We start from the raw sequence: 20,863 nt of genomic DNA on the forward strand, positions 1-20,863 counted from the left end.
TCGCCCCATGACGGTGGCGGTGATCGCGGGCGCGAGCGGGTTCATCGGCACCGCGCTGCGCGAGGCGCTCGAGGACGAGGGCTACGAGGTCCGCACGATCGGGCGATCCGGTCCCGCGCGCTGGGGCGACGCCGCGGCCATCCGCGACGCCGTCACCGGCGCCGAGCTCGTCGTGAACCTCGCCGGGAAGTCGGTCAACTGCCGCTACACCGACGACAACCGCGACGAGATCCTGCGCTCGCGCGTCGACACCACGCGCGAGCTGCGCGAGGCGATCGCCGCCTCCCCGCAGCCGCCGCGGGTCTGGTTCAACGCCAGCACCGGCACGATCTACCGCGACGCAACGGACCGCCCGCAGGGCGAGGACGACGGCGAGATCGGCTGGGGCTTCTCCTGCGACGTCGCCCGCAACTGGGAGCGCGCGTTCTTCGACGGCGAGCTGCCGGGCACCCGACGGATCGCGCTGCGCATCACGATCGTGCTGGGCGACGGCCCGGCGACGGCGATCTTCCTGCGCCTGGGCCGGCTGGGGCTGGGCGGCCCGCAGTTCGACGGCTGGTGGTTCCGCCACCGCCGCTACCGCGGCATCGGCCCCGATCCGAGCCGCGACGGCTTCGCCACCCTCCGCACCCGAGGCCGCCAGAAGTTCAGCTGGATCCACATCGACGACGTCATCGGCGCCATCCGCTTCCTGCGCGACCGCGACGACATCGAGGGCCCGATCAACCTCGCCACCCCGGAGGCCACCGACAACCGCGGCCTCATGGCGGCGGTCCGACGGGCGGTGCGGGCGCCCTTCGGGATCCCCGCCTGGCGCTTCATGATCGAGCCGGCGATGTGGGCGATGCGCACCGAGTCGGAGCTCGTCTTCAAGAGCCGCTGGGTCGCCCCGCGCCGCCTGCTCGACGCGGGCTACCGCTTCCGGCGTACCGACCTCGACGAGGTGCTGCGCGAGCTCGCCTCCCGCTGACCGCGCCACGGGCTCGAGCGCTCGACCGCTCGAGCCGAGGGAGATCGCGCGAGATGAGGTCGGAATGCCGGGGATCGCCCTCGCCTCGGGCGATTCCCCTCGCGTCGGGTCGGCGGGTCACCGCGCGCTGACGCGCACGGCGTGGCGGCCGGTGGCGCCGTCGGGCGCGGGAGGGGCCGTCGCCGCGGTCTGCACCTCGCCGTCGGCGCTCACGGCGCGGCAGCGGATCGTGTGCTCGCCCGGCCGCGCGTCGACCGTGACCGTCCATTGCACCCAGGTGTCGTCGGAGATCGCCCGCGCGAGGTCCGCCTCCCGCCACGGGCCGTCGTCGACCTGCACCTGCACCGCCGCGACGCCGGTGTGCGGGTGCCACGCCACGCCGGCGACGCGGAGCGGACCGGCGGCGACATCGCCCTGCCGCGGCACGTCGATCCGCGACTGCAGCTTGATCGGCCCGCGCTCGGACCAGCCGCGCCCGGTCCAGTACGCCCGGGCGCGGTCGAAGCGCGTCACCTCGAGGTCCACGACCCACTTCGTCGCCGAGACGTAGCCGTACAGGCCGGGCACCACCATCCGCACGGGGAAGCCGTGCTCGAGCGGCAGCGGCTCGCCGTTCATGCCGATCGCGAGGAGGGCGTCGCGATCGTCGGTGAGCGCCTCCAGCGGCGTGCCCGCGGTGAAGCCGTCCTGCGAGGTGGACAGCACCATGTCGGCCCCCGCCCGCGGCCGGGCGCGCGCGAGCAGCTCGCGGATCGGATGCCCGAGCCACACGGCGTTGCCCACCAGGTCGCCGCCGACGTAGTTCGAGACGCAGGCGAGCGTGATCGCCGACTCCCGCATCGGCAGCGCGAGCAGCTCGTCCCAGCCGAGCACGATCTCCTGCTCGACGAGCCCGTGGATCCGCAGCCGCCACTGCGCCGGGTCGATCTCGGGCACGACGAGCGCCGTGTCGATGCGGTAGAAGTCGGCGTTGGGCGTCACCACCGACGCGAGCCCCGGCACGCCGAGCTCGGCGGTCGGCGGGATGGTCGCGGTGCGCGCCGCGTTCGGCAGGGTCACGGCGTCGCGGATCGCCTGGATCGATCGCACGGTCGCCTGGCGCACGGTGGAGAACCCGGCCGCAGCCGCGCCCACCACGGCCGCGGCGACGCTCGCGACGAGGAACCCGCGGCGCGTGAGCCCAGGCGCCGCGGCCCCGGCTCGGGGGCGCAGGAGGAGCCTGACGGCGACGGCGGCCACCACCGCCGCGATCGCCGACGGCACCGGCGACAGCAGCCCGGCGTTCGCGCGGGTCGTGGCCGCGACCGCCCCGACGAGGCCGAGTCCCGCCAGCACGGCGGCTCCCCAGGGCGGCCGAGCGCGCTGCGCGATGCCGGCCAGGGCCGCGATCCCCGCCACCGCGAGGCCGATGAGCACCAGCAGCGCGACCTTGTCGGCGGTGCCGAACCACGCGATCGCCAGGTCCTTCGCCCACGTCGGCGCCAGGTCGATCACCGCCGCGCCCACCACCGCGAGCGGGCGCGAGGCGGGCGCGAACAGCGCCGCCGCGAGCTCCCCCGCCCCGACGCCGAGCAGCGCCGCGGCCACGCCGGCCCAGGCCGCCGCGCCGCGCCCGGGTCGGTCGGCGTTCGTCATGCCCCCATCATCCGCGCATTCCGGCGGCCGCGCGCCGGTCATTCGGCGCAGATCTGCGTTCCCGCGCACGCCGGGCCCCCGCCCGCTGCGCCGAATCGCCGATCTGCGCGGAATCGCAGGGCCCCCGCGGCACGAGCGCTCGCGAGCATGACGCTCGTGAACGACAGCGGAACTCAGCGCCCGGCGGATCCCGCGCGCGACTCGGCGCTGATCTTCGGCTGGATCGCCCTCCTGGGAGCGGGGATGCCCGTGGGCCTGATGCTGCTCATCCACTTCACCTCGGACGGGCCCGAGGCGATGGCGGGGCTCCTGCCGATGTTCTTCCTGCTGTTCACCGGGTGGATCTGGCTCATCCTGGCCGTCGTCGCGCTGACCAAGGCATCGCGGGCGCGGCGCCCGGTGTTCCCCAGCGTGCTCGGCTGGCTGACGATCTTCCTGCTGGCGATCGCGATCCTGCCGATGCTCGGCTCCTTCTGAGCCGGGCTCAGAGGTCGATGTCGATCGCGGCGCGGTCCACCTTGATCGTGCCGATGTACTCGAGCGCTTCGACGTGCGCCGGGTGGGTCTGGTAGTCCGCCAGGGCCCGCTCGTCGTCGAAGTCGGCCACGAGCACGAAGTCGGAGTTGCCGGGGGCGTCGACGACGTTGGCGAAGACGCTCATCTTGCGCAGGCCCGGCACGACGCCCACGAGGCCCTCGAGCATCGTCGCCGCCTTCAGCGTCTGCTGGTTCTTCTCATCCTGGGTCTGGCCGTTCACGGTGACCATGACGATGTGGCGGATCATGCGTGCTCCTTCGAAGCGGATTCCAGGGCGTTCCTGAGGCGATCGGGGGCGATGCGCCAATGGCCGTGCAGCCGCCCGTCGATGAGGACGACCGGGATCTTCTCCCACCACTGGGCGGAGAGCTCCTCGTCGTCGAGGATCGACAGCTCGGTGACCTCGACCGCGTCGGCGACCTCATCGGGCAGGGTCGCGAGCGTCTGCTCGACGACCTCGCGCGCCACGTCGCAGAGGTGGCAGTCGGGCTTGGAGATGAGGGTGAGAGCGGTCACGTGTTACCGCTCCACCTCGTATCCGGCCGAGACCCACGCCCCGGTGCCGCCCTGCACGTTGGTGACCTCATGCCCGAGCGGCTCCAGCGCCTCGCAGGCGCGCGCCGAGCGGACGCCGCCCTGGCAGATGATGTCGAAGGGCTCGGCCGGCAGCTCGTGCAGGCGCTCCCCCAGCTCGGAGAGCGGGATGTTCACCGCGCCCGGAACGTGTCCCGCCGCGAACTCGTCGATCTCGCGCACATCGATGAGCGGCTTGTCGCCGGCGGCATCGTGAAGCTCCTGAACCGTGATCTCCTTCATGGGTCCATCCTGTCAGGTGGCGCAGGCCTTCGGGTGCCGACGGGGCACACGGGCGCGGAGACCAGAAACGCCGACCCGTCCAGAGACGGAGCCGGCGCTCATGGCACGTGCCGCTTACTTCTTGTTGCGGCGCTGGTGGCGAGTCTTGCGAAGCAGCTTGCGGTGCTTCTTCTTCGCCATGCGCTTGCGGCGCTTCTTGATGACAGAACCCACGAATACCTCGCTATGTCAGTGGCTGGATGCACGGCACCACATGGTGCCGGCGCCCAAAGGGCACGGCAGAAAAGTGCCTTCGGAACATCCTAACGCATGGGGCGCGTGACGAATTCGGCTCGCATCCAGCCGGCGGCTCGCACCGGCCGGTGACTCAGCCGGCGTCGGCGATGCGCTGGTCGGCGACGAAGGGCTGCTCGAGGGCGGCGGTCACGGCCGTCTCGGGCACGCGGTAGCTGCGCCCGAAGCGCACGGCGGGGAGCTCGCCGGAGTGCACCAGGCGGTACACCGTCATCTTCGACACGCGCATGATGTCGGCGACCTCGGCCACCGTCAGAAAGCGCACATCAGGCAGCTGGGCCATGTCCGCGGGTCCCCCTCTTGTCTTTCGATCCCCTCACTTTAGGGGGAGGGAGCGATGCGTGTAAACCCGTGGGGTTGGTGTGACGTCAGCGCGCGCCGCGGGCCATCCGCTCGCGCGCCTCGGCGAGCGCCTGACGCTGGGCCTTGCGGGCCTGGCGCAGCGCCTTCTCGGCCTGCAGCAGCGCCTTGCGCGCCTCGGCCGATGCCTTGGCCGCCGCGCGATAGCGCTTGTCCTCGGCGACGTCGAGGTCGTCCGGCGCGGCCCAGTCGTCCCCGAGGCGGTGGGGCTCGCCGCGGTCGAGGCCGGCGATGTAGGCCTCGATGCCGTCGAGCGTGCGCTCGAAGCCCCAGCCGAACGGGTCGTACGGCGAGGTGAACACGCCGGCGTCGACCACGGCGCGCAGGTGCGGGTAGGCCTCGGCGGTGATCACGGCCTCGTAGAACGCCTGCTCTTGCGCCGCGACCTCGGCATCGCTGCGGCCCGAGCTGCGGGCGGTCTCGGCGTAGCCGGAGAGCACGATGCCGTTCCACCGCGCCTGACCGGTGACGGCGAGGACGGCGGCCATGCGCTCCTCGGGCAGCAGCGGCGTGCCGTCGAGGGCGGCAAGGCCCTCGTCGATCCAGGCCGAGCTGTTGGGTGTCACGGGCGATCCCGTGATCGGGATCGACAGCAGCCAGGGATGGCGTACGTAGATCCCCACTTGCTCGCGGAACAGCACCCGCAGCTTCTCGCGCCAGCCGTCGACCTCGCGGTGCGCACCGCTGGGCAGGCCGGTGCCCTCCTCCTGCATGAGCAGCAGCAGGTCGTCCTTGGCGCTGACGTAGCGGTAGAGCGACATCGGGGTGAAGCCCAGCTTCTTGGCGACCGCGGCCATCGACACGGCGCCGAGGCCCTCGGCGTCAGCGATCTCGACGGCCGCCTCGACGATCGACTCCACGCTCATCTCGCGCTTCGGGCCCCGCTGCGGGTTGGCCGCCACGCCCCAGGCGAGGGCCACGCCCCTCGGCAGCTCGACCGGCTCCTGATCCGTCACGGACGCCCCCTTCCGACCGCCGCGCGCGGTCCGTCGCCCAGTCTAGTTCTTGTTTACGCCGTAAACAGTGTGTTAGCGTCATAAACAGTTTCGCTCATACACAGAAGGGATGACCATGTCAGCAGTCATCGACGTCCGCGGGCTCCGCCAGGCCTTCGGCGCACAGACGGTGCTTGACGGCATCGACCTGCGCGTCGAGCACGGCGAGATCTTCGCGCTGCTCGGCCCCAACGGCGCCGGGAAGACCACCACCATCCAGATCCTCACCACCCTCACCCGCCCCGACGCCGGCTCGGTCCGCGTCGCGGGGCACGACGCGCTGGGCTCGCCCGGCGCCGTCACCCAGCGCATCGCGCTCACCGGCCAGTCGGCGGCCGTGGACGAGCGCCTGACCGCGCGCGAGAACCTCGTGATGTTCGGGCGCCTGTCGGGTCTGCGCCGCGCCGACGCGACGGCCCGCGCCGATGAGCTGCTGGCGCGGTTCGGGCTGGCCGAGGCCGCCCGCCGACGCGTCGCGACGTTCTCGGGCGGGATGCGCCGGCGCCTCGACCTGGCGCTGAGCTTCGTCGTCCAGCCGCAGGTGCTCTTCCTCGACGAGCCGACGACGGGGCTCGACATCCGCAGCCGGCGCGAGCTGTGGGACGTCATCCGCTCGCTGGCGGACTCCGGCACGACGGTGTTCCTCACCACGCAGTACCTCGAGGAGGCCGACGAACTCGCCGACCGCATCGCCGTGCTGCACGACGGCCGGATCGTCGCGCTCGGCACCGCCGCGGAGCTCAAGGCCCGCGTGGGCGGCGAGACCGTCGAGCTGCGCGACGCGGCGGGCGCCCTGCTGCGCGCGATCCCCACCGACGGCACGCTGCCCGGCCTGCGCACCGCGATCGATGCGCTCGACGCCGAGGGCGCGGATGGCCTGGTGACCCTGCGCCGCCCCACCCTCGACGACGTCTTCCTCTCCCTCACCGACCGACCGGCCGTCACCGCCCAGAAGGAGCACGCATGAGCACCGCCACCGCCACCGCCGTCCGTCCCCGCCTGCGCGGGCTCGCCGCCGAACGCATCTTCATCGGCCGGAGCCTTCGCCACTCGATGCGCGACGTCGAGTCGCTGCTCATGTCGATCATGCTGCCGGTCGTGCTCATGCTCATGCTCACGTACGTCTTCGGCGGCGCGATCGATCGCACGGGCGACTACGTCAACTACATCGTGCCGGGCACGATCCTCACCTGCGCGGGGTTCGGCGCCGCGACGACCGCGACCTTCGTCGCCCACGACATGCAGGGCGGGATCATCGATCGGTTCCGCACCATGCCGCTGCGCGCGGGCGCCGTGCTCACCGGGCACGTCGTGGCGAGCCTCGCGCGCAACCTCGTCGCCACCGGCGTGGTGATCGCCGTGGCCCTGCTCATCGGGTTCCGCCCCTCCGCCGGCATCGCCGGCTGGATCGGCGCCATCGCGATCGTCGCGCTGTGGATCCTCGCGATCACCTACCTGTTCGCCTCGATCGGCCTCGCGGCCGGCTCCGCCGAGGCCGCCAGCGGCTACGGCTTCATCCTGCTGTTCCTGCCGTACATCTCGAGCGCGTTCGTGCCGGTCGAGACGATGCCGGACTGGCTCCGGGTGGCCGCCGAGTGGTCGCCGGTCACCCCGGTGATCGAGTCGATCCGCGGGCTGCTGCACGGCACCGACGTGGGTCTGTACCCGCTGTGGGCCGTGGTGTGGTGCGTGGGCATCCTCGCCGTCGCCGCCGTCTGGGGCGCGTGGCTGTTCACGCGCCGCGGCGGCCGCCGCTGACCGACGCCCTGCTCAGCTCCCGAGAAGCGCGACCCACCACGCGTGGACCGTGGGGTTGAGCAGGGCGGCCACCCAGACGATCGGGATCGCGAGCACCGCCACCGTCGTGATCGTCACGAGCGCCGCCGGGGTCCGCGCGCGGCGCACGAACAGCGCCACGAGCGAGTACACCATCAGCCAGATGCCCGCCCCCGTCGCGTCCTCCCCGATGCCCAGCACGATGGCGATGTAGTAGATGACGATCGCCACGATGCTGAACACGATCGAGCGGGCGCGTCGCTCGACGGCGGCGAGGATCCACGCCAGCGCGGTCGCGAGGAACAGGAGCAGCCCGCGCGGGCTGCGGCCGAGCTCGATCACCTCGAGGAAGCGGTCGCCGGTGCCGTCGAGCGTGGCCGCGATCGCCGCGACGTCGAGCCCGCCGAACGCCCACATGAGGAACAGGAACGTCGAGAAGGCCCCCATGGTCGGGAACAGCGCCACGAGCATGCTCGCGCGGCGGCGCCCCGGCCGCTCGAGGTCGTCCGGCACGTAGAACAGGGCCGCGATGCCGGCCACGACGACGAACGCCAGCCCGAGCGGATCGGTCAGCGCCGACAGCATGAGCAGGTTCCCGGCCCGGAAGCCATCGCGCGTGGACGACCAGTACAGGAACCGCACGAGCTCCTGGGTGCCCAGCAGGAAGAACCCGATCGAGAGGAACAGCAGCGCGTCCTCGGTGACGAGCGCGAACGTGAACGGGTTGTAGGCGATGCCCACGAGGAACAGCAGGCGCGTGGTCCAGCGCAGCTCGCGCTGCGTGGTCGCCTCGAGGATCTTCTGCAGGAAGTAGCCCCCGGCGAGCGCGCCCAGCAACGACAGGCCGAGCTCGCCGAGCGGGATGACGCGCGTGACGAGCGTCGACACGAGCGTGCCGACCGGCGGGTACAGGTCGGCCACCCAGCCGACATCGGCGCGGGTCCAGTCGATCGCCGCGACGCGCTCCGCCTCGAGATCGTTGGGATGCCCGGCCGAGACACCCAGCGCCGACGTCACGAACGACGCGGCCACGTACGGCAGCGCGAGCAGGAGGCGCAGCAGCCACCGCAGCCACGGGGTGAACGGGAACGGGTCCACCCGCGTGCGGGTGCGCCGCGGGTCCTCCGGCAGCAGCCCCAGCGCCTCAGGGCGCGGAGACGTAGGCGGCTGTGCGGTCGACGTCGTCATCCGCCGCGCCTCCCTTCTGCGTGGTGAGGCCGTGATGCGTCTTCTCCCAGTAGTGCGGCCGGGTGATGAGCTGCCACAGCGCCTTGTAGGCGGCAATCGAATGCAGGATCCAGTACACGGGGTTCAGCAGCGCCCACGGCACCAGGTGGAACTGCCCGCGTTTGAAGGGTCCCATCATGTTGACGTAGACCATGAGGACGTTGCCGATGAGGAAGTTGAACAGCATCGTCCACATCACCCAGTACGGGATGAGCTCGGTGAGCGGGGCGTCGCGGATCCACACCGACACGATCGTCGCGAGGTACGACGGGATCACGCCCAGGAAGGTCAGCGGCGTGCCCGCGATCAGCAGCGCGAACGCGAGGAACGGGATCAGGCCCGCCTCGCGGATGAGCACCATGGGGTTGCGGGCATGCACGAGCGAGGTCTGCATGTAGCCCTTGATCCACCGGCTGCGCTGGCGGATGAAGTTGGGGATCGAGGTGTTGGCCTCCTCGAGCGTGACGGAGTCGATCACGCCCACGCGCCAGCCGAGCGCCGCGGCGCGGATCCCGAGGTCGGCGTCCTCGGTGACGTTGTAGGGATCCCAGCCGCCGAGCCGCTTCAGCCCGTCGACGCGGAAGTGGTTCGACGTGCCGCCCAGCGGCAGCGGCAGGCGCGAGGCGTCCAGCCCGGAGAGCATGTAGTCGAACCAGAAGCCGTACTCGAGCGTGAACATGCGCGTGAGCACGTTCTCGCTGTCGTTGAAGTAGTTCAGGGCGGCCTGCACGACGACGAGCTCCTCGCCGCCGTCCTGGAAGGCGACGACCGCCTTCTTGAGCTGATCGGGATCGGGGCGGTCCTCGGCGTCGTAGATGACGAGGTACTCGCCCGTGGCGACCTCCAGCCCCACGTTGCACGCGCGCGGCTTGGTCTGCGGCTGCCCCTTCGGGATGACGATCGTGTGGAAGTTGTGGGGCGGATCGGTGTCGAGGATCGCCTGCTGGGTCTCGTCGTCCTCCTCCTCGACGAGGATGAGCACCTCGAGCTTGTGCTTGGGGTAGTCGAGCCGGCCGAGGTTGCCCAGCAGCTGCCCGACGATGTTGGCCTCGCGGAACACCGGCACGAGCACGGTGTAGACGGGCAGGTCCTCGTCGGTGAGCGCGGCGACCTTCTCGGCGTCGATGCGCTCGACGAGGTCGGAGCCGCGCAGGCTGATGAAGAACTTGAACGCGGTGGCGAGCAGGAACGCCACCGACATCGCCCCGATCACCCACACGAGCACCGGGATCGGCCAGAGGAACAGGAGCACGACGAGGGCGACGAGGGCGATCCCGAAGCCGATCTTCTGCGGCATGCTCATGGTCGTCTGCGCCGAATGCAGCGGATCGGACCGGCCGAGCGAGTTCGCGGCGTCGTCGGCGACCGTGTCGGCGAACGTGCGCAGCACGGCCTGACGGAACCCCCATCGCGCCGTCGCCGCGAACGTGACATCGCTCGTGCCGAGCTCGGTCACGACCTCGGCGCGCAGCTCGTCGGTCGGGCGCACGAAGGTGGCCACGAGGATCGATCCGTCGTCCAGACGGCGCACCGGCAGCCAGCCGCGGCGGATGTACTCGCGCCACGCCCGCTGGCGCGACAGCGCGGGATCGATCCGCTCCGTGCGCAGGTTCTCGATGCAGGTGGTGCCCCACGCGGCGGCGCGGGCGCGGGCGACGTGCTCCTCGCGGATCACCTCGTCATTGAGGAGGATCGTGGCGGTGGTGGTGTGCTCCTCGGCGGCGCGGCGCTCGGCGTCGGCGAGCTGCTCCTCGGTGACGGCGCCGCTCGAGACCAGCCACGAGAAGTCGTCGTCGAGGGACGGGACGAAGCTCCGCGTCGTCACCCACCCGTCCGCCGTCGTCGTTCCATCCGCCATGCGGCCATTGTGTCAGCGGGCCGGGTACCCGCAACAGCGGCGCGCGTCCGCTCGACGAGCAGTGCCGACCACGGCCCGTCGACTGAGCGAAGCGAACGGAGACGGCGGGCCCCTGGAGGCGGAGGCTCCGCGCGTCGCGGATGCGACGCGTGGAGAGACGACAGGGCCGGAGCGAAGCGGAGTCGAGAGCAGGGACGCAGGCCGACGACCGGCGTCAGGCGCCGAGGCGCTTGAGGGCCGACTGCACGACGTTCTTGGCGGAGGCGGCGGCGCGACCCACGGCCTCGGCGGCGCGGGCGGCGGGCTCGGGCAGCGCGGGGGCGGAGAGGGAGGCGACCTCGTCGATCAGGTCGGCCTCGTCGACGAAGAACGGCACGAGCCAGTCGTCGACCTCCTCGAGCGGGGCCGTCGAGAGGCTGTAGTAGCGGTGCTGTCCCTCCTCGCGCACCGAGACGAGCTCCGCCTCGCGCAGCACCTTGAGGTGCTTCGACACGGTCGGCTGGCTCACCCCGAGCTCCACGACGATCTGCGACACGCTGGTGCCGTCCTCTCCGTCGGTCGCGCGGCGCAGCAGGAGCTGCAGGATGTCGCGCCTGGTGCCGTCCGCGATCACGTCGAAGATGTCCGCCATGTGGTCGAGAGTACCGGCAGCGGTGCGGGAGTACCATGAGGACGTTCGTCGCTCGGAGGGGGATCGGATGTCGCAGAGCGCTTACAGCGCCCGCGTCGATGCCGTCGAACGCATGAAGCGGATCCGCCGCGACGTCGGGCACTTCTTCCGGGAGTTCACGACGTCCTCCCCCGCGCGCTTCGCGATCCTCGTCTTCCTGCTGCTGATCACGCTGTGGACGACCCTGCTGACGCTGCCGATCTCGTCGGCGTCGCACTCGCGCACCTCGTTCGCCGACGCCCTGTTCACCGCCGTGTCGACGATCTGCGTGACGGGCCTGTCGACGGTCGACATGGCCACGCACTGGTCGCCGTTCGGCAACGCCGTGATCTACATCGGCGTCAATATCGGCGGCATGGGCGCCCTCACGCTGGCGTCGATGCTGGGCCTGATCATCTCGAAGCGGCTGGGCCTGCGGGCCAAGCTCATCGCGGCGGGCGACACGAACCCGCTGCGCGCCCACGGCGGCGCGGTGAGCGAGTCGCAGGCCGTGCGCCTGGGCGAGGTGGGTCAGCTGCTGCGCACGGTGGCGCTGTCGACCCTCATCATCGAGGCCACCACGGCCGCGCTCCTCTACCTGCCGATCGTCTCGGCCGGCTACTCGTGGCTCGAGGCGGCCTGGTACGCGCCGTACTACGCCGCGATGGCGTTCACGAACACCGGCTTCACGCCCAACCCCGGCGGCATCGCCGTGTTCGGGCACGACTACTTCTTCCTCACCGTGATCATGGTGGCCGTCTTCCTCGGCAGCATCGGCTTCCCCGTGATCTACGCCCTCTCGCGCGACCTGCTACGGCCGCGCCGGTGGTCGCTGCACGTCAAGCTCACGCTCGTCACCACGGTGATCCTGTTCTTCGCCGGCGCCGTGGCGTTCCTCGCGCTGGAGTACGGCAACCCCGGCACGTACGGCTCGATGAACGCCTCCGACACCGTGTTCCAGTCGTTCTTCATGTCGGCGATGACGCGATCCGGCGGCTTCGCGGTCGTCGACATCGGCGAGCTGTACGGGTCGAGCATGGTGGTCGGCTCGATGCTCATGTTCGTCGGCGGCGGCTCGGCGTCGACCGCGGGCGGCATCAAGGTCACCACCCTGGCCGTGCTCGCGCTGAGCGTGTGGTCCGAGGCCAAGGGGCGCCGCAGCGTCGAGGCGTTCGGCCGCCGCGTGCCCAGCGACGTGCAGCGCGTCGCCGTGGCCGTCCTCGCCTGGGGTGCGACGATCGTCGCGCTCGCCACCATCGTCATCGCCCAGATCACGCACGCGCCGATCGCCGAGGTGCTCTTCGACGTGATCTCCGGCTTCGCGACGGTGGGCCTGTCGACCGGGCTCACCGAGACGCTGCCCGACTCGGCCCTGTACGTGCTGGCGACGACGATCTTCATGGGCCGCGTTGGTACAGTCACTCTTGCCGCAGCGGTGGCGGCCACGTCCCGCTCCCAGCTCTACTCCCTCCCCGTCGAAAGGCCGATCGTTGGTTGAGCAGATCCGCAACGACGCTCCCGTCCTGGTGATCGGGCTCGGTCGCTTCGGCGCCGCGTGCGCCGGGGAGCTCGATCGCCTCGACCGCGACGTGCTCGCGATCGACGAGAACCTCGAGCTCGTGCAGAAGTGGTCGGAGCGGGTGACGCACGCCGTCCAGGCCGACGCGCGCAGCATCGACGCGCTCAAGCAGGTGGGCGCCGCCGACTTCCAGGTGGCGGTCGTGGCCGTGGGCTCGTCGATCGAGGCCTCGGTGCTCATCACCGCGAACCTCGTCGACCTGAAGGTGCCGCAGATCTGGGCCAAGGCCGTCTCGCAGTCGCACGGCAAGATCCTCGCCCGCGTCGGCGCGAACCACGTCATCTACCCCGAACGCGAGGCCGGCGAGCGCGTCGCGCACCTCGTGGGCGGGCGCATGCTCGACTTCATCCGCTTCGACGACGACTTCGTGCTGACCAAGATGTACCCGCCCAAGTTCATCCGCGGCATCGGCCTGAACGAGTCGGGCGTGCGCACCAAGTACAACGTCACGGTCGTCGGCGTGAAGAGCCCGGGCAAGCCGTTCCGCTATGCGGAGGCGAACACGGTCGTGACCAACCACGACCTCATCATCGTCTCGGGCACCGCCGAGGACGTGGAGCGCTTCGCCTCGCTCGACCGCTGATCCACGGCGCACGGGGGCCACACAGGGTACGACCGCGCGACCGCTTTCGCAACGGGGGTTCACCGCGCGCGACACCGCCGTAGCGTGGGCGGCATGAGTCAGGGAACGCAGGACGGCCGGGACCCGCGCGTCCCGCCCGAGGACCGGCGGGTGGCCGACGATCGGCTCGATCCCCGCTACGACGACCCCGACGCCACCCGCGCCGGTGTCGACGACCCCCGCACCGATGGCGCGCTTCGGCGCGACGCCGAGACCCGGCACGGCGCGGACGCCCGGGGCGATGCCGAGACCCGGGTGCTGCCGCGCGACGACGCGCGCGTGGCCGAGGACCGGCGCGTGGTCGACGACGACCGCCGGGTCGACGCCGTCGCCGACGATCGCAGCACGCTGCGCGAGGACGTCGTGGCGCGCGAGCGCGAGGAGTTCGGCGGCATGAAGTTCGGCTCGGCCTTCTTCGGCTGGCTGGCCGCCATGGGCACCGCGGTGCTCCTCACCGCCCTCGCGGCGGCCGTGGGCGCGGGCGTGAGCTTGGGCACCGGCACCTCGATGGGCGAGGCGACCGACGCGGCGGGCGAGAACCCCGCGGCCGTCGGCATCCTCGGCGCGATCGTGCTGGGCGTGCTGCTGCTCGTGTCGTACTTCGCGGGCGGCTACGTCGCCGGCCGCATGGCCCGCTTCAACGGCGCCAAGCAGGGCTTCGCCGTGTGGCTGTGGGCGATCGTCGTGGCCGTCGTCGTGGCCGTGGTGACCGCCATCGCCGGCAGCCAGTGGGACATCCTCGCGATGTTCAACGGCTTCCCGCGGATCCCCGTCACCCCGGAGACCGCGACGACCACCGGCATCCTCACCGCCGTGGGCGCCGCGATCGTCACGCTCGTCGGCGCCGTGCTCGGCGGCCTGGCGGGCATGCGCTACCACCGCCGGGTCGACCGCGTCGGCCTCGGCGCCTAGACCGACCCACCGGCGGCACACCACGCCGCCCCGACAGGAAGGAGCCCCACATGGGCATCGGAGACGACATCAAGCACAACGCGGAGGAGTTCGTGGGCAAGGCCAAGGAGGGCGCCGGCAAGGCGACCGACAACGAGGAGCTCGAGGCCGAGGGCAAGGGCGAGCAGCTCGGCGCCAAGGCCAAGAAGGTCGGCGACGACGTCAAGGACGCCTTCACCGACAAGTGACCCCCGCCGGCGACGGCCCGTGTGCGGCAGCGCGCACGGGCCGTCGTGCTGCGCGCGGGCGTCAGCGCAGCTGCGCGAAGGCCTCGACGTTGCGGGTGGGCCCGACCGCGACGACCGTGTCGCCCTCGTGCAGCACCGTCGCGTTGTCGGCGTACTGCCACTCCCCCGCGGCGCTGCGCCAGGCGGCGATCGTGACGCCCCGGCGCTGGCGCAGGTCCGTGTCGCCGAGCGCGACGCCGTGCAGCTCGGTGGGTGCGGCGGCCTTGACGAGGGCGTAGCCGGCCTCGATCTCGAGGTAGTCCTTGGCCGCCCCGCGCACGAGGTGGGCGACGCGACGCCCCATGTCGGACTCGGGGTAGACGACGTGGTGCACGCCGAGCTGCTCGAGGATGCGGCCGTGCTGCTCGTCGGTGGCCTTGGCCCACACCACGGGAACGCCGAGCTGCAGCAGCAGCGACGCGCACAGGATCGACGCCTTCAGGTCGCTGCTGACGGCGACGACCACGCGATCGAACTGGTGGACCGCGAGCTGACGGAGCACCTCGTCCTTGGTGGCGTCGGCCCGGACCACCTGGGTGAGCTGGCCGTTGAGCTCCTGCACGATGGTCTCGTCGGCGTCGATGCCGAGCACCTCGGTGCCTGACGCCATCAGCTCCAGGGCGAGCGAGCGCCCGAACCGACCCAGGCCGATCACGGCGACGGAGTCGGCCTCTGCGATGCGCCGCGCCTTCTCGCCGAACGACAGGAACGATCCCATGATGTGTCCTTTCCGCGCCGTCAGCCGATGACGGGGCGCTCCTTGGGGAGTTCGTAGGCGACGCGGCGCTCGCGCAGCGCGAGGGCCGAGCCGAGCGTGAGCGGGCCGATGCGGCCGAGGAACATGAGCGCCACGAGGATGAGCTGGGCCGCCGGCGGCAGCGTCGCGGTGATGCCGGTGGACAGGCCCACGGTGGCGAACGCCGAGACCGCCTCGAACAGCACGCGATCGAGATCGAGATCGGTCATTGTGAGGATCGCGACGGTCGCGCCCATCACCGCCGCGAGCGCCATGAGCACGACCGAGATCGCCTCGCGGTGCACCGATCGCGACAGCCGCTTGCCGAAGATGTTCACGGCGGTGCCGCCGCGCAGCTCGGTCCAGAGGATGAACAGCAGCACGGCGAAGGTCGTGATCTTGATGCCGCCCGCGGTGCCGGCGGGGCCGCCGCCGATGAACATGAGGATGTCCATGATGAGCCAGGTCTCGTCGTGCATCGCGCCGATGTCGAGCGAGTTGAAGCCCGCGGTGCGTGTCTGCACGGCGTGATAGAAGCCGGCGAGCACACGCGTCGCGGGGTCCTTGTCGCCCAGCGTGCCGGGGTTCTCCCACTCGATCACCGTGATCGCGAGCGAGCCGAGCACGAGGAGCACGATCGTCGCCGGCAGCACGATGCGCGTGTTCATCGACCAGTGCAGGGGCCGGCGCCATTCGCGCGCCAGCTCGCGCAGCACGGGGAAGCCGACGCCGCCGAGGATGATCGCCGCGCACATCGGCAGCGACACCCAGGGGTCGGCGACGAAGCCCATCATGTTGTCGGTGTACAGGGCGAAGCCGGCGTTGTTGAACGACGACACCGAGTGGAAGACGCCGTGCCAAAGAGCCTTGCCCGCGTCGTAGCCGTAGCCGCTGACGAACCGCACGAACAGCAGCGCCGCGACGACCGCCTCGATGGCGATCGAGGTGAGGAAGATGTTGCGGGCCAGCCGCCGCACGTCGGGCACCCCGAAGGCCTTCGCCTCGACGACCGTGTTGATCCGCGCCCGCACCGAGAGCTTGCGGGCCAGCACGAGGCCCACCAGGGCCGCGAAGAGCATGATCCCGAGCCCGCCGACCTGGATGAGCAGCAGGATGACGAGCTTGCCGAACGGCGTCCAGAACACCGCCGTGTCGACCACCGTCAGCCCCGTGACGCACAGCGCTGACGTGGCGGTGAAGAGCGCCTCGACGAAGGTCGCCGGCCGCTGCGTCGACGAGATCGGCAGCCACAGCAGGGTGGTGCCCACCAGCAGCGCCAGCCCGAAGCCGGTGACGATGGCCTGGGCGGGTGCGAGTCCGTGCCGCGCCAGCCCCTGGACCCGCGCGAGGCCCGCGCCCCGGGGCGCTCGATGGATCACGAGGGATGAGACTACGCCGATTGCGCGGCGGCGCAAACGACGCGCGAGGCGTCAGTCGGAGGACTTGAGGATGATGACCTCGGTCGCGGGGGTCGGGTTGACGCCCGCGAGCTCCTTGGCGCGCGCGTAGGCGGCGTCGGTGGCGTCGGCGAACACCTGATCGAGGTGCGCGTCCTGCAGCACGGCGATCGCGCGCTCGGTGGTGCCCTGCGGGCTCGTCACGCGGCGGCGGAGCTCAGCGGGCTCCTCGCCCTCGGCGTCGAGCAGCGCCGTCGCGCCGGCGAACGTGCCGCGGGCCAGCAGCAGGGCCTCGTCGTCGCCGAAGCCCTGGTGGCGGGCGGCCTCGGCCAGCTTCTCGATGAGCAGGAACACGTACGCCGGCCCGGATCCGGAGATCGTCGAGATCGCGTCGATGCCGTCGTCGCCGCGCACCTCGAGCACCTCGCCGACGGTCTCGAACAGGCGCCGGACGATCGCGAGATCCTCCGGGGTGGCGTGCGTGCCGGCGGCGATGCCGGTGACGCCCTTGCCGACGGTCGACGGGGTGTTCGGCATGGCCCGCACGACGGCCGCCCCCGGGAGCCCGGCCTCGTAGGTGGCCAGCGGCACCCCCGCCGCCAGGGTCACGACGATCGCGTCGTCGCGCACGTGCGGGGCGATGTCGTGGAGCAGCTCCGGCATGCGCTGCGGCTTGACGCCCAGCACCACCACGCGCGAGGCGGCGATGGCCTCGGCGTTGCCCTCGGGCCGCTCCTCGAGCGCGATGCTCTCCACGCCGTCGATCCCCGCGAGGGTCGCGGCGCGGGCGGCCGTCCGGTTGGTCACCCGGATGGGGCCGTCCACGGGCACGCCGCTCGCCGCGAGGCCGCGCACGATCGCGCCTCCCATCGATCCGGCACCGATGAACGCGATCGCAGGAAGGGTGTCGCTCATGACCCCATCGTAGGTCGTCGGCCCCGGCGGCCGAAGGGCATCGCCGGGCCGGATCGGATCAGCCGGCGGAGACGGCGTTCAGCTGCGTGATGATCCAGCCCACCCAGAACGACGCGCACGCCGCCCCGGCGATCCCCAGGCCCAGGCCCCACCACGCCGGCTCGCGCTGCTCCCACGTGCGGCGAAGGGCGATGATGGCGAGCACGGAGCCCAGGATCGACACCGGCATGGCCAAGGGCATCAGCCACGACAGCGTCAGGCCGAACACCGACGCGGTCAGCGAGGCCGCGGCCAGCGGGCGGCCGCGGCGACGGGCCGGGGGCGGGGCCGCGGCGGATTCGCGCGCGGGCAGCGGCGGCGGCGCGTCGTGGACGAGGTTCTCGATGAGCTCCACCGCGTCCGTCGCCACGCGTTCGTACGCCCGGCGGCGGGTCTGCACCGCGGGGTCGTCGGCGTCGCGGACGGCGTCGCTCACGACGAGCCGCTCCCGGCGAGGTGCGGCTGCGCCACGGCGGTCGGGCCGGACTCCGCCACCTGGATCTCGGTCACGGGCAGCGTCGAGTCGGCACCGAAAGCCAGCGTGGAGGCCGGGCGGCCCGAGGCGATGAGCTCGGCGGCGAGGCCGGCGATCATCGCGCCGTTGTCGGTGCACAGGCTCAGCGGCGGGATGCGCACGGTCACGCCCTGCGCGGCCGCGCGCTCGAGCGCCACCTCGCGCAGGCGGCGGTTGGCGATCACGCCGCCGCCGAGCAGCAGGCGCGGAACGCCGTGCGCCGCGCACGCGTCGAGCGCCTTGCTCACGAGCACGTCGACCACGGCCTCGCGGAAGCTCACCGCGACGTCGGCGAGCGGGATCTCCTCGCCGGCCGCCTCGCGCTGCTCGATCCAGCGCGCCACGGCGGTCTTCAGGCCCGAGAACGAGAAGTCCCAGCGGTGCTTCTCGCGATCGCTCGCCCGCGACAGCCCGCGCGGGAAGCGGATCGCGGTGGGATCGCCGCCCTGCGCGGCCCGGTCGATCTGCGGACCGCCCGGGTAGGGCAGGCCGAGGATCCGGGCGACCTTGTCGAAGGCCTCCCCCGCCGCGTCGTCGACGGTCTCGCCCAGCAGCTCGACGTCGGTGGTGAGATCGCGCACGAGCAGCAGCGACGTGTGTCCGCCGCTGACGAGCAGCGCGACGGTCGGGTACTCGAGCGGTTCGGAGTCGGCGGTGAGGATGTCGGCGGCGATGTGCCCGACGAGGTGGTTGACCGCGTAGAGCGGCTTGCCGAGCGAGACGGCGAGCGCTTTGGCGGCCCCGACGCCCACCATGAGCGCGCCGGCGAGGCCGGGGCCGCTCGTGACGGCGACGGCGTCGAGATCGGCCAGGCGGATGCCGGCCTCGGCCACGGCGCGCTCGATGGCCGGCTGCAGCGCCTCGAGGTGCGCGCGGGCGGCGACCTCGGGCACGACACCGCCGTAGCGGGCGTGCTCGTCCATGCTGCTGGCGATCGTGTTGCTCAGCAGCGTGCGACCCCGCACGATCCCGATGCCGGTCTCGTCGCAGCTGGTCTCGATGCCGAGCACGAGGGGTTCGACGCGGTTCATGTGCAGGCTCCCGCCTCGGCCGGGATGGCGGCGCGGGCCGCGTCCCAGGCGCGCACGTCGAGCTTCATGATGATCGCGTCCACGCCGTCGGGCTGGTAGTAGTTCGGGCGCACGCCGATCTCGGCGAACCCCTCGGAGGCGTACAGGCGCTGCGCCACGGGGTTGTCCGCCCGCACCTCGAGGAACAGCTCCCGCACGCGGCGCCGGGCGGCCTCGTCGATCACGTGCCGCAGCAGGGTGCGGCCCTGGCCGCGGCCGCGCGCCTCGGCGCTCAGCGCGATCGTCTGGATGTCGCCGTCGCTCGCGCCCGGGAGCGCGCGCAGGCCCGCGTAGCCGACGATGCGGCCGGCCTGCTCCACGACGACGTAGGCGCCGTAGGGGCTGCGCAGCTCCTCGGCCATCATCGCCTCGCTCCAGGCGTCGGTGGGAAACGACGCCCGCTCGATCGCCATGATCGCGGCGAGGTCGTCGATCGTGGCGGGCCGGATCGCGGCGGCGCTCATGCGCTCACCCGCTTGGGCGTGTGGCCCTCGACCACGTCGGGCGAGCGCAGGTACAGCGGCTCGGCCATCGGCTCGACGCGACCCGCCGCGATCATGCGCGCGGCGAGGGCGCCGAGCGCCCCGGCGGAGACGGCGGTGGTGAGCACGGGGACGTAGCCCTCGGTCCGGGCCGGCTCGAGCTCCGGTCCGCGCGTGCGAAGCGGGATGCCGTCGTCGTCGAGGGTGGTGTACGACGACACGGCCCATTCGCGGCGGCGCGCGTCGGTGACGATCGAGAACGTGGGGTCGGCGTCGGCGGGCACCATCGCGTGGCCCGCGGCCGCCTCGTCGTCGGCCCGGCGCAGCAGGTGGGCGAACGCGATCGCGTCGTGGCTGACGACGGGGATCACCGGCAGGCCCCGGCCCTGCGCGAAGGCGCGGGCGGCGGCGATGCCGATGCGCAGGCCGGTGAACGGGCCCGGCCCCATGCCGGCAGCGACGTGCGTGATGTCGCCGGGGGTCGCGCCCGCCTCGGCGAGCGCGCGCACGAGCAGATCGCCGATCACCTCGGCATGCCCGCGGGGGCTCTCGCTCGCGGCCGAACCGCGCACGGAGCCGTCGAGCCCGACCACCGCGACGGCCGAGCCCAGCGACGTATCGACGGCCAGGATCACCCCTCCAGGGTATCCGCGCGCGATCCGGGGATCGCTGAGGGTCAGCCCAGCAGCAGCAGCAGCGGCGAGATCAGGTCGACGAGACGGCTGAACACCAGCAGGGGCGCGAAGGGCAGGCTCACGAGGGCGCCGATCCCGAAGCTGCAGGTGCGGCGGATGCACGTCAGCACGAGACCGGCGGCGAGCAGGACGAGGAGCGTGTGCTCGGAGGAGAGGGGAAACCCCTCCTCGGTCCACAGCGACGCGTACTGGAACACGATCCCGCCCAGCCAGCCGATCGCCACCCCGACCCCGAACCAGATGCCGCCGATCTGCCGGGGCATCCACCCGCGGGGGACGACCTCGGCGGGAGGGAGCCCCGGCAGCAGGGCGGGCTCCGGCTCTGGCTCGGCTTCGGGCTCAGGCTCGGGCTCGGGCTCGGGCTCCGGCTCGGGCTCGGGCTCCGGTGGCGCGGGCAGCGGCGGCTCGGGCGGCACGATCAGCTCGTCCGCGTCGGCGCGCGCGCCCGGACCGGCCCCGGGCGCGCCCGGATCGGGCCAGGTCCCCGAGGTCGCGCTCGCCGTCATGCCGCCACGCTAA

General features: G+C 72.1%; 26 protein-coding genes. 8 read left to right on the forward strand and 18 right to left on the reverse strand.

The genetic code is table 11. The features are described from left to right. Positions 1 to 7: 7 nt before the first annotated feature. Entirely contained in the window at positions 8 to 970 is a 963-nt protein-coding gene (locus E3O41_RS11170; protein WP_067024528.1) for an epimerase, read from the forward strand. Between the two features lie 117 nt (positions 971 to 1,087). On the opposite strand, the gene E3O41_RS11175 is transcribed toward E3O41_RS11170, so the two are convergent. Beyond that, positions 1,088 to 2,605 carry a molybdopterin-dependent oxidoreductase gene (locus tag E3O41_RS11175; protein ID WP_067024545.1) on the reverse strand — a complete coding sequence of 506 codons (1,518 nt, stop codon included), beginning with the start codon at positions 2,603 to 2,605 and terminating at the stop codon, positions 1,088 to 1,090. A 156-nt stretch (positions 2,606 to 2,761) separates the two neighbouring features. Between E3O41_RS11175 and E3O41_RS11180 the strand changes: the two genes are divergently transcribed. After that, positions 2,762 to 3,082: a hypothetical protein gene (locus tag E3O41_RS11180; RefSeq protein ID WP_067024555.1), complete on the forward strand. Its 321-nt coding sequence runs from the start codon at positions 2,762 to 2,764 to the stop codon at positions 3,080 to 3,082. Positions 3,083 to 3,089: 7 nt separating this feature from the next. Here the strand turns inward: E3O41_RS11180 and E3O41_RS11185 are convergent, their stop codons facing one another. The 6 genes from E3O41_RS11185 to E3O41_RS11210 all read right to left on the reverse strand — a co-directional run bounded on the left by E3O41_RS11185 (position 3,090) and on the right by E3O41_RS11210 (position 5,568). After that, complete coding sequence (locus E3O41_RS11185; protein ID WP_067024574.1) at positions 3,090 to 3,389, reverse strand: Dabb family protein; 300 nt, start codon at positions 3,387 to 3,389, stop codon at positions 3,090 to 3,092. Next, on the reverse strand, positions 3,386 to 3,658 hold the full coding sequence (locus E3O41_RS11190) for a glutaredoxin family protein (RefSeq protein ID WP_067024587.1): 273 nt from the start codon (positions 3,656 to 3,658) through the stop codon (positions 3,386 to 3,388). Before E3O41_RS11190 ends, E3O41_RS11185 begins: the two co-directional genes overlap by 4 nt. A 3-nt stretch (positions 3,659 to 3,661) precedes the next feature. Further along, positions 3,662 to 3,958, reverse strand: coding sequence for a rhodanese-like domain-containing protein (locus E3O41_RS11195; protein ID WP_067024590.1), 297 nt, complete (start codon positions 3,956 to 3,958; stop codon positions 3,662 to 3,664). Positions 3,959 to 4,072: 114 nt separating this feature from the next. Continuing rightward, the gene (locus E3O41_RS11200) at positions 4,073 to 4,171 is read right to left on the reverse strand and encodes a 30S ribosomal protein bS22 (RefSeq protein WP_003792170.1); all 99 of its coding nucleotides are present in this window, start codon (positions 4,169 to 4,171) and stop codon (positions 4,073 to 4,075) included. Between the two features lie 154 nt (positions 4,172 to 4,325). Next, a complete protein-coding gene (locus E3O41_RS11205; protein ID WP_135012412.1) occupies positions 4,326 to 4,535 on the reverse strand; it encodes a helix-turn-helix domain-containing protein in 210 nt (69 codons plus the stop codon). An 85-nt stretch (positions 4,536 to 4,620) separates the two neighbouring features. After that, positions 4,621 to 5,568 (reverse strand): TetR/AcrR family transcriptional regulator, encoded by a 948-nt coding sequence (locus E3O41_RS11210; RefSeq protein ID WP_067024595.1) that lies wholly within the window; start codon positions 5,566 to 5,568, stop codon positions 4,621 to 4,623. A 115-nt stretch (positions 5,569 to 5,683) separates the two neighbouring features. Between E3O41_RS11210 and E3O41_RS11215 the strand changes: the two genes are divergently transcribed. Then, positions 5,684 to 6,574 carry an ATP-binding cassette domain-containing protein gene (locus E3O41_RS11215; RefSeq protein WP_067025291.1) on the forward strand — a complete coding sequence of 297 codons (891 nt, stop codon included), beginning with the start codon at positions 5,684 to 5,686 and terminating at the stop codon, positions 6,572 to 6,574. Next, entirely contained in the window at positions 6,571 to 7,365 is a 795-nt protein-coding gene (locus E3O41_RS11220; RefSeq protein WP_067024598.1) for an ABC transporter permease, read from the forward strand. The genes E3O41_RS11215 and E3O41_RS11220 overlap by 4 nt, the downstream gene beginning before the upstream one ends. A gap of 12 nt (positions 7,366 to 7,377) precedes the next feature. Here E3O41_RS11220 and E3O41_RS11225 read toward each other — a convergent pair whose 3' ends face one another. The 3 genes from E3O41_RS11225 to E3O41_RS11235 form a co-directional block, all read right to left on the reverse strand. Continuing rightward, positions 7,378 to 8,571 (reverse strand): hypothetical protein, encoded by a 1,194-nt coding sequence (locus E3O41_RS11225; protein ID WP_067024600.1) that lies wholly within the window; start codon positions 8,569 to 8,571, stop codon positions 7,378 to 7,380. After that, positions 8,528 to 10,468 carry a glycosyltransferase family 2 protein gene (locus E3O41_RS11230; RefSeq protein ID WP_083990849.1) on the reverse strand — a complete coding sequence of 647 codons (1,941 nt, stop codon included), beginning with the start codon at positions 10,466 to 10,468 and terminating at the stop codon, positions 8,528 to 8,530. Before E3O41_RS11230 ends, E3O41_RS11225 begins: the two co-directional genes overlap by 44 nt. Before the next feature lie 214 nt (positions 10,469 to 10,682). Beyond that, positions 10,683 to 11,099: an ArsR/SmtB family transcription factor gene (locus E3O41_RS11235; protein WP_067024603.1), complete on the reverse strand. Its 417-nt coding sequence runs from the start codon at positions 11,097 to 11,099 to the stop codon at positions 10,683 to 10,685. A gap of 112 nt (positions 11,100 to 11,211) precedes the next feature. Between E3O41_RS11235 and E3O41_RS11240 the strand changes: the two genes are divergently transcribed. The 4 genes from E3O41_RS11240 (at position 11,212) to E3O41_RS11255 (ending at position 14,457) form a co-directional block, all read left to right on the forward strand. Continuing rightward, positions 11,212 to 12,615, forward strand: coding sequence for a TrkH family potassium uptake protein (locus tag E3O41_RS11240; RefSeq protein WP_135012693.1), 1,404 nt, complete (start codon positions 11,212 to 11,214; stop codon positions 12,613 to 12,615). Then, complete coding sequence (locus E3O41_RS11245; RefSeq protein WP_067024606.1) at positions 12,608 to 13,279, forward strand: potassium channel family protein; 672 nt, start codon at positions 12,608 to 12,610, stop codon at positions 13,277 to 13,279. The genes E3O41_RS11240 and E3O41_RS11245 overlap by 8 nt, the downstream gene beginning before the upstream one ends. A 93-nt stretch (positions 13,280 to 13,372) precedes the next feature. Continuing rightward, the gene (locus tag E3O41_RS11250; protein WP_240482297.1) at positions 13,373 to 14,230 is read left to right on the forward strand and encodes a hypothetical protein; all 858 of its coding nucleotides are present in this window, start codon (positions 13,373 to 13,375) and stop codon (positions 14,228 to 14,230) included. Positions 14,231 to 14,280: 50 nt separating this feature from the next. Continuing rightward, positions 14,281 to 14,457: a CsbD family protein gene (locus E3O41_RS11255; RefSeq protein WP_067024610.1), complete on the forward strand. Its 177-nt coding sequence runs from the start codon at positions 14,281 to 14,283 to the stop codon at positions 14,455 to 14,457. A 61-nt stretch (positions 14,458 to 14,518) separates the two neighbouring features. Here E3O41_RS11255 and E3O41_RS11260 read toward each other — a convergent pair whose 3' ends face one another. Genes E3O41_RS11260 through E3O41_RS14275 form a run of 8 tightly spaced genes read right to left on the reverse strand, consistent with a single transcriptional unit; the run spans position 14,519 to position 20,850 of the window. Beyond that, entirely contained in the window at positions 14,519 to 15,214 is a 696-nt protein-coding gene (locus E3O41_RS11260; protein WP_173849894.1) for a potassium channel family protein, read from the reverse strand. Positions 15,215 to 15,234: 20 nt separating this feature from the next. Beyond that, positions 15,235 to 16,608, reverse strand: a complete 1,374-nt coding sequence (locus E3O41_RS11265) for a TrkH family potassium uptake protein (protein ID WP_244927278.1) — start codon at positions 16,606 to 16,608, stop codon at positions 15,235 to 15,237. A gap of 54 nt (positions 16,609 to 16,662) precedes the next feature. Further along, complete coding sequence (gene proC, locus E3O41_RS11270; RefSeq protein ID WP_067024613.1) at positions 16,663 to 17,544, reverse strand: pyrroline-5-carboxylate reductase; 882 nt, start codon at positions 17,542 to 17,544, stop codon at positions 16,663 to 16,665. 58 nt (positions 17,545 to 17,602) lie between these two features. Further along, complete coding sequence (locus E3O41_RS11275; protein WP_067024616.1) at positions 17,603 to 18,019, reverse strand: hypothetical protein; 417 nt, start codon at positions 18,017 to 18,019, stop codon at positions 17,603 to 17,605. Continuing rightward, on the reverse strand, positions 18,016 to 19,128 hold the full coding sequence (gene tsaD, locus E3O41_RS11280) for a tRNA (adenosine(37)-N6)-threonylcarbamoyltransferase complex transferase subunit TsaD (RefSeq protein WP_135012414.1): 1,113 nt from the start codon (positions 19,126 to 19,128) through the stop codon (positions 18,016 to 18,018). Before tsaD ends, E3O41_RS11275 begins: the two co-directional genes overlap by 4 nt. Next, entirely contained in the window at positions 19,125 to 19,631 is a 507-nt protein-coding gene (gene rimI, locus E3O41_RS11285; protein WP_067024622.1) for a ribosomal protein S18-alanine N-acetyltransferase, read from the reverse strand. The genes tsaD and rimI overlap by 4 nt, the downstream gene beginning before the upstream one ends. After that, positions 19,628 to 20,284: a tRNA (adenosine(37)-N6)-threonylcarbamoyltransferase complex dimerization subunit type 1 TsaB gene (gene tsaB / locus E3O41_RS11290; RefSeq protein WP_067024625.1), complete on the reverse strand. Its 657-nt coding sequence runs from the start codon at positions 20,282 to 20,284 to the stop codon at positions 19,628 to 19,630. Before tsaB ends, rimI begins: the two co-directional genes overlap by 4 nt. Before the next feature lie 41 nt (positions 20,285 to 20,325). After that, a complete protein-coding gene (locus E3O41_RS14275; RefSeq protein ID WP_067024628.1) occupies positions 20,326 to 20,850 on the reverse strand; it encodes a hypothetical protein in 525 nt (174 codons plus the stop codon). Positions 20,851 to 20,863 lie beyond the last annotated feature (13 nt).

Source organism: Microbacterium sediminis (genome assembly GCF_004564075.1).
GTDB lineage: Bacteria > Actinomycetota > Actinomycetes > Actinomycetales > Microbacteriaceae > Microbacterium > Microbacterium sediminis.

What these genes read in the sequence shown, in the direction of transcription:
- E3O41_RS11170 (WP_067024528.1), top strand. Translation starts at nt 8, where the DNA reads ATGACGGTGGCGGTGATCGCGGGCGCGAGCGGGTTCATCGGCACCGCG.
- E3O41_RS11175 (WP_067024545.1), bottom strand. Translation starts at nt 2,605, where the DNA reads ATGACGAACGCCGACCGACCCGGGCGCGGCGCGGCGGCCTGGGCCGGC.
- E3O41_RS11185 (WP_067024574.1), bottom strand. Translation starts at nt 3,389, where the DNA reads ATGATCCGCCACATCGTCATGGTCACCGTGAACGGCCAGACCCAGGAT.
- E3O41_RS11195 (WP_067024590.1), bottom strand. Translation starts at nt 3,958, where the DNA reads ATGAAGGAGATCACGGTTCAGGAGCTTCACGATGCCGCCGGCGACAAG.
- E3O41_RS11205 (WP_135012412.1), bottom strand. Translation starts at nt 4,535, where the DNA reads ATGGCCCAGCTGCCTGATGTGCGCTTTCTGACGGTGGCCGAGGTCGCC.
- E3O41_RS11215 (WP_067025291.1), top strand. Translation starts at nt 5,684, where the DNA reads ATGTCAGCAGTCATCGACGTCCGCGGGCTCCGCCAGGCCTTCGGCGCA.
- E3O41_RS11220 (WP_067024598.1), top strand. Translation starts at nt 6,571, where the DNA reads ATGAGCACCGCCACCGCCACCGCCGTCCGTCCCCGCCTGCGCGGGCTC.
- E3O41_RS11225 (WP_067024600.1), bottom strand. Translation starts at nt 8,571, where the DNA reads ATGACGACGTCGACCGCACAGCCGCCTACGTCTCCGCGCCCTGAGGCG.
- E3O41_RS11230 (WP_083990849.1), bottom strand. Translation starts at nt 10,468, where the DNA reads ATGGCGGATGGAACGACGACGGCGGACGGGTGGGTGACGACGCGGAGC.
- E3O41_RS11235 (WP_067024603.1), bottom strand. Translation starts at nt 11,099, where the DNA reads ATGGCGGACATCTTCGACGTGATCGCGGACGGCACCAGGCGCGACATC.
- E3O41_RS11240 (WP_135012693.1), top strand. Translation starts at nt 11,212, where the DNA reads ATGAAGCGGATCCGCCGCGACGTCGGGCACTTCTTCCGGGAGTTCACG.
- E3O41_RS11250 (WP_240482297.1), top strand. Translation starts at nt 13,373, where the DNA reads ATGAGTCAGGGAACGCAGGACGGCCGGGACCCGCGCGTCCCGCCCGAG.
- E3O41_RS11255 (WP_067024610.1), top strand. Translation starts at nt 14,281, where the DNA reads ATGGGCATCGGAGACGACATCAAGCACAACGCGGAGGAGTTCGTGGGC.
- E3O41_RS11260 (WP_173849894.1), bottom strand. Translation starts at nt 15,214, where the DNA reads ATGGGATCGTTCCTGTCGTTCGGCGAGAAGGCGCGGCGCATCGCAGAG.
- proC (WP_067024613.1), bottom strand. Translation starts at nt 17,544, where the DNA reads ATGAGCGACACCCTTCCTGCGATCGCGTTCATCGGTGCCGGATCGATG.
- tsaD (WP_135012414.1), bottom strand. Translation starts at nt 19,128, where the DNA reads ATGAACCGCGTCGAACCCCTCGTGCTCGGCATCGAGACCAGCTGCGAC.
- rimI (WP_067024622.1), bottom strand. Translation starts at nt 19,631, where the DNA reads ATGAGCGCCGCCGCGATCCGGCCCGCCACGATCGACGACCTCGCCGCG.
- E3O41_RS14275 (WP_067024628.1), bottom strand. Translation starts at nt 20,850, where the DNA reads ATGACGGCGAGCGCGACCTCGGGGACCTGGCCCGATCCGGGCGCGCCC.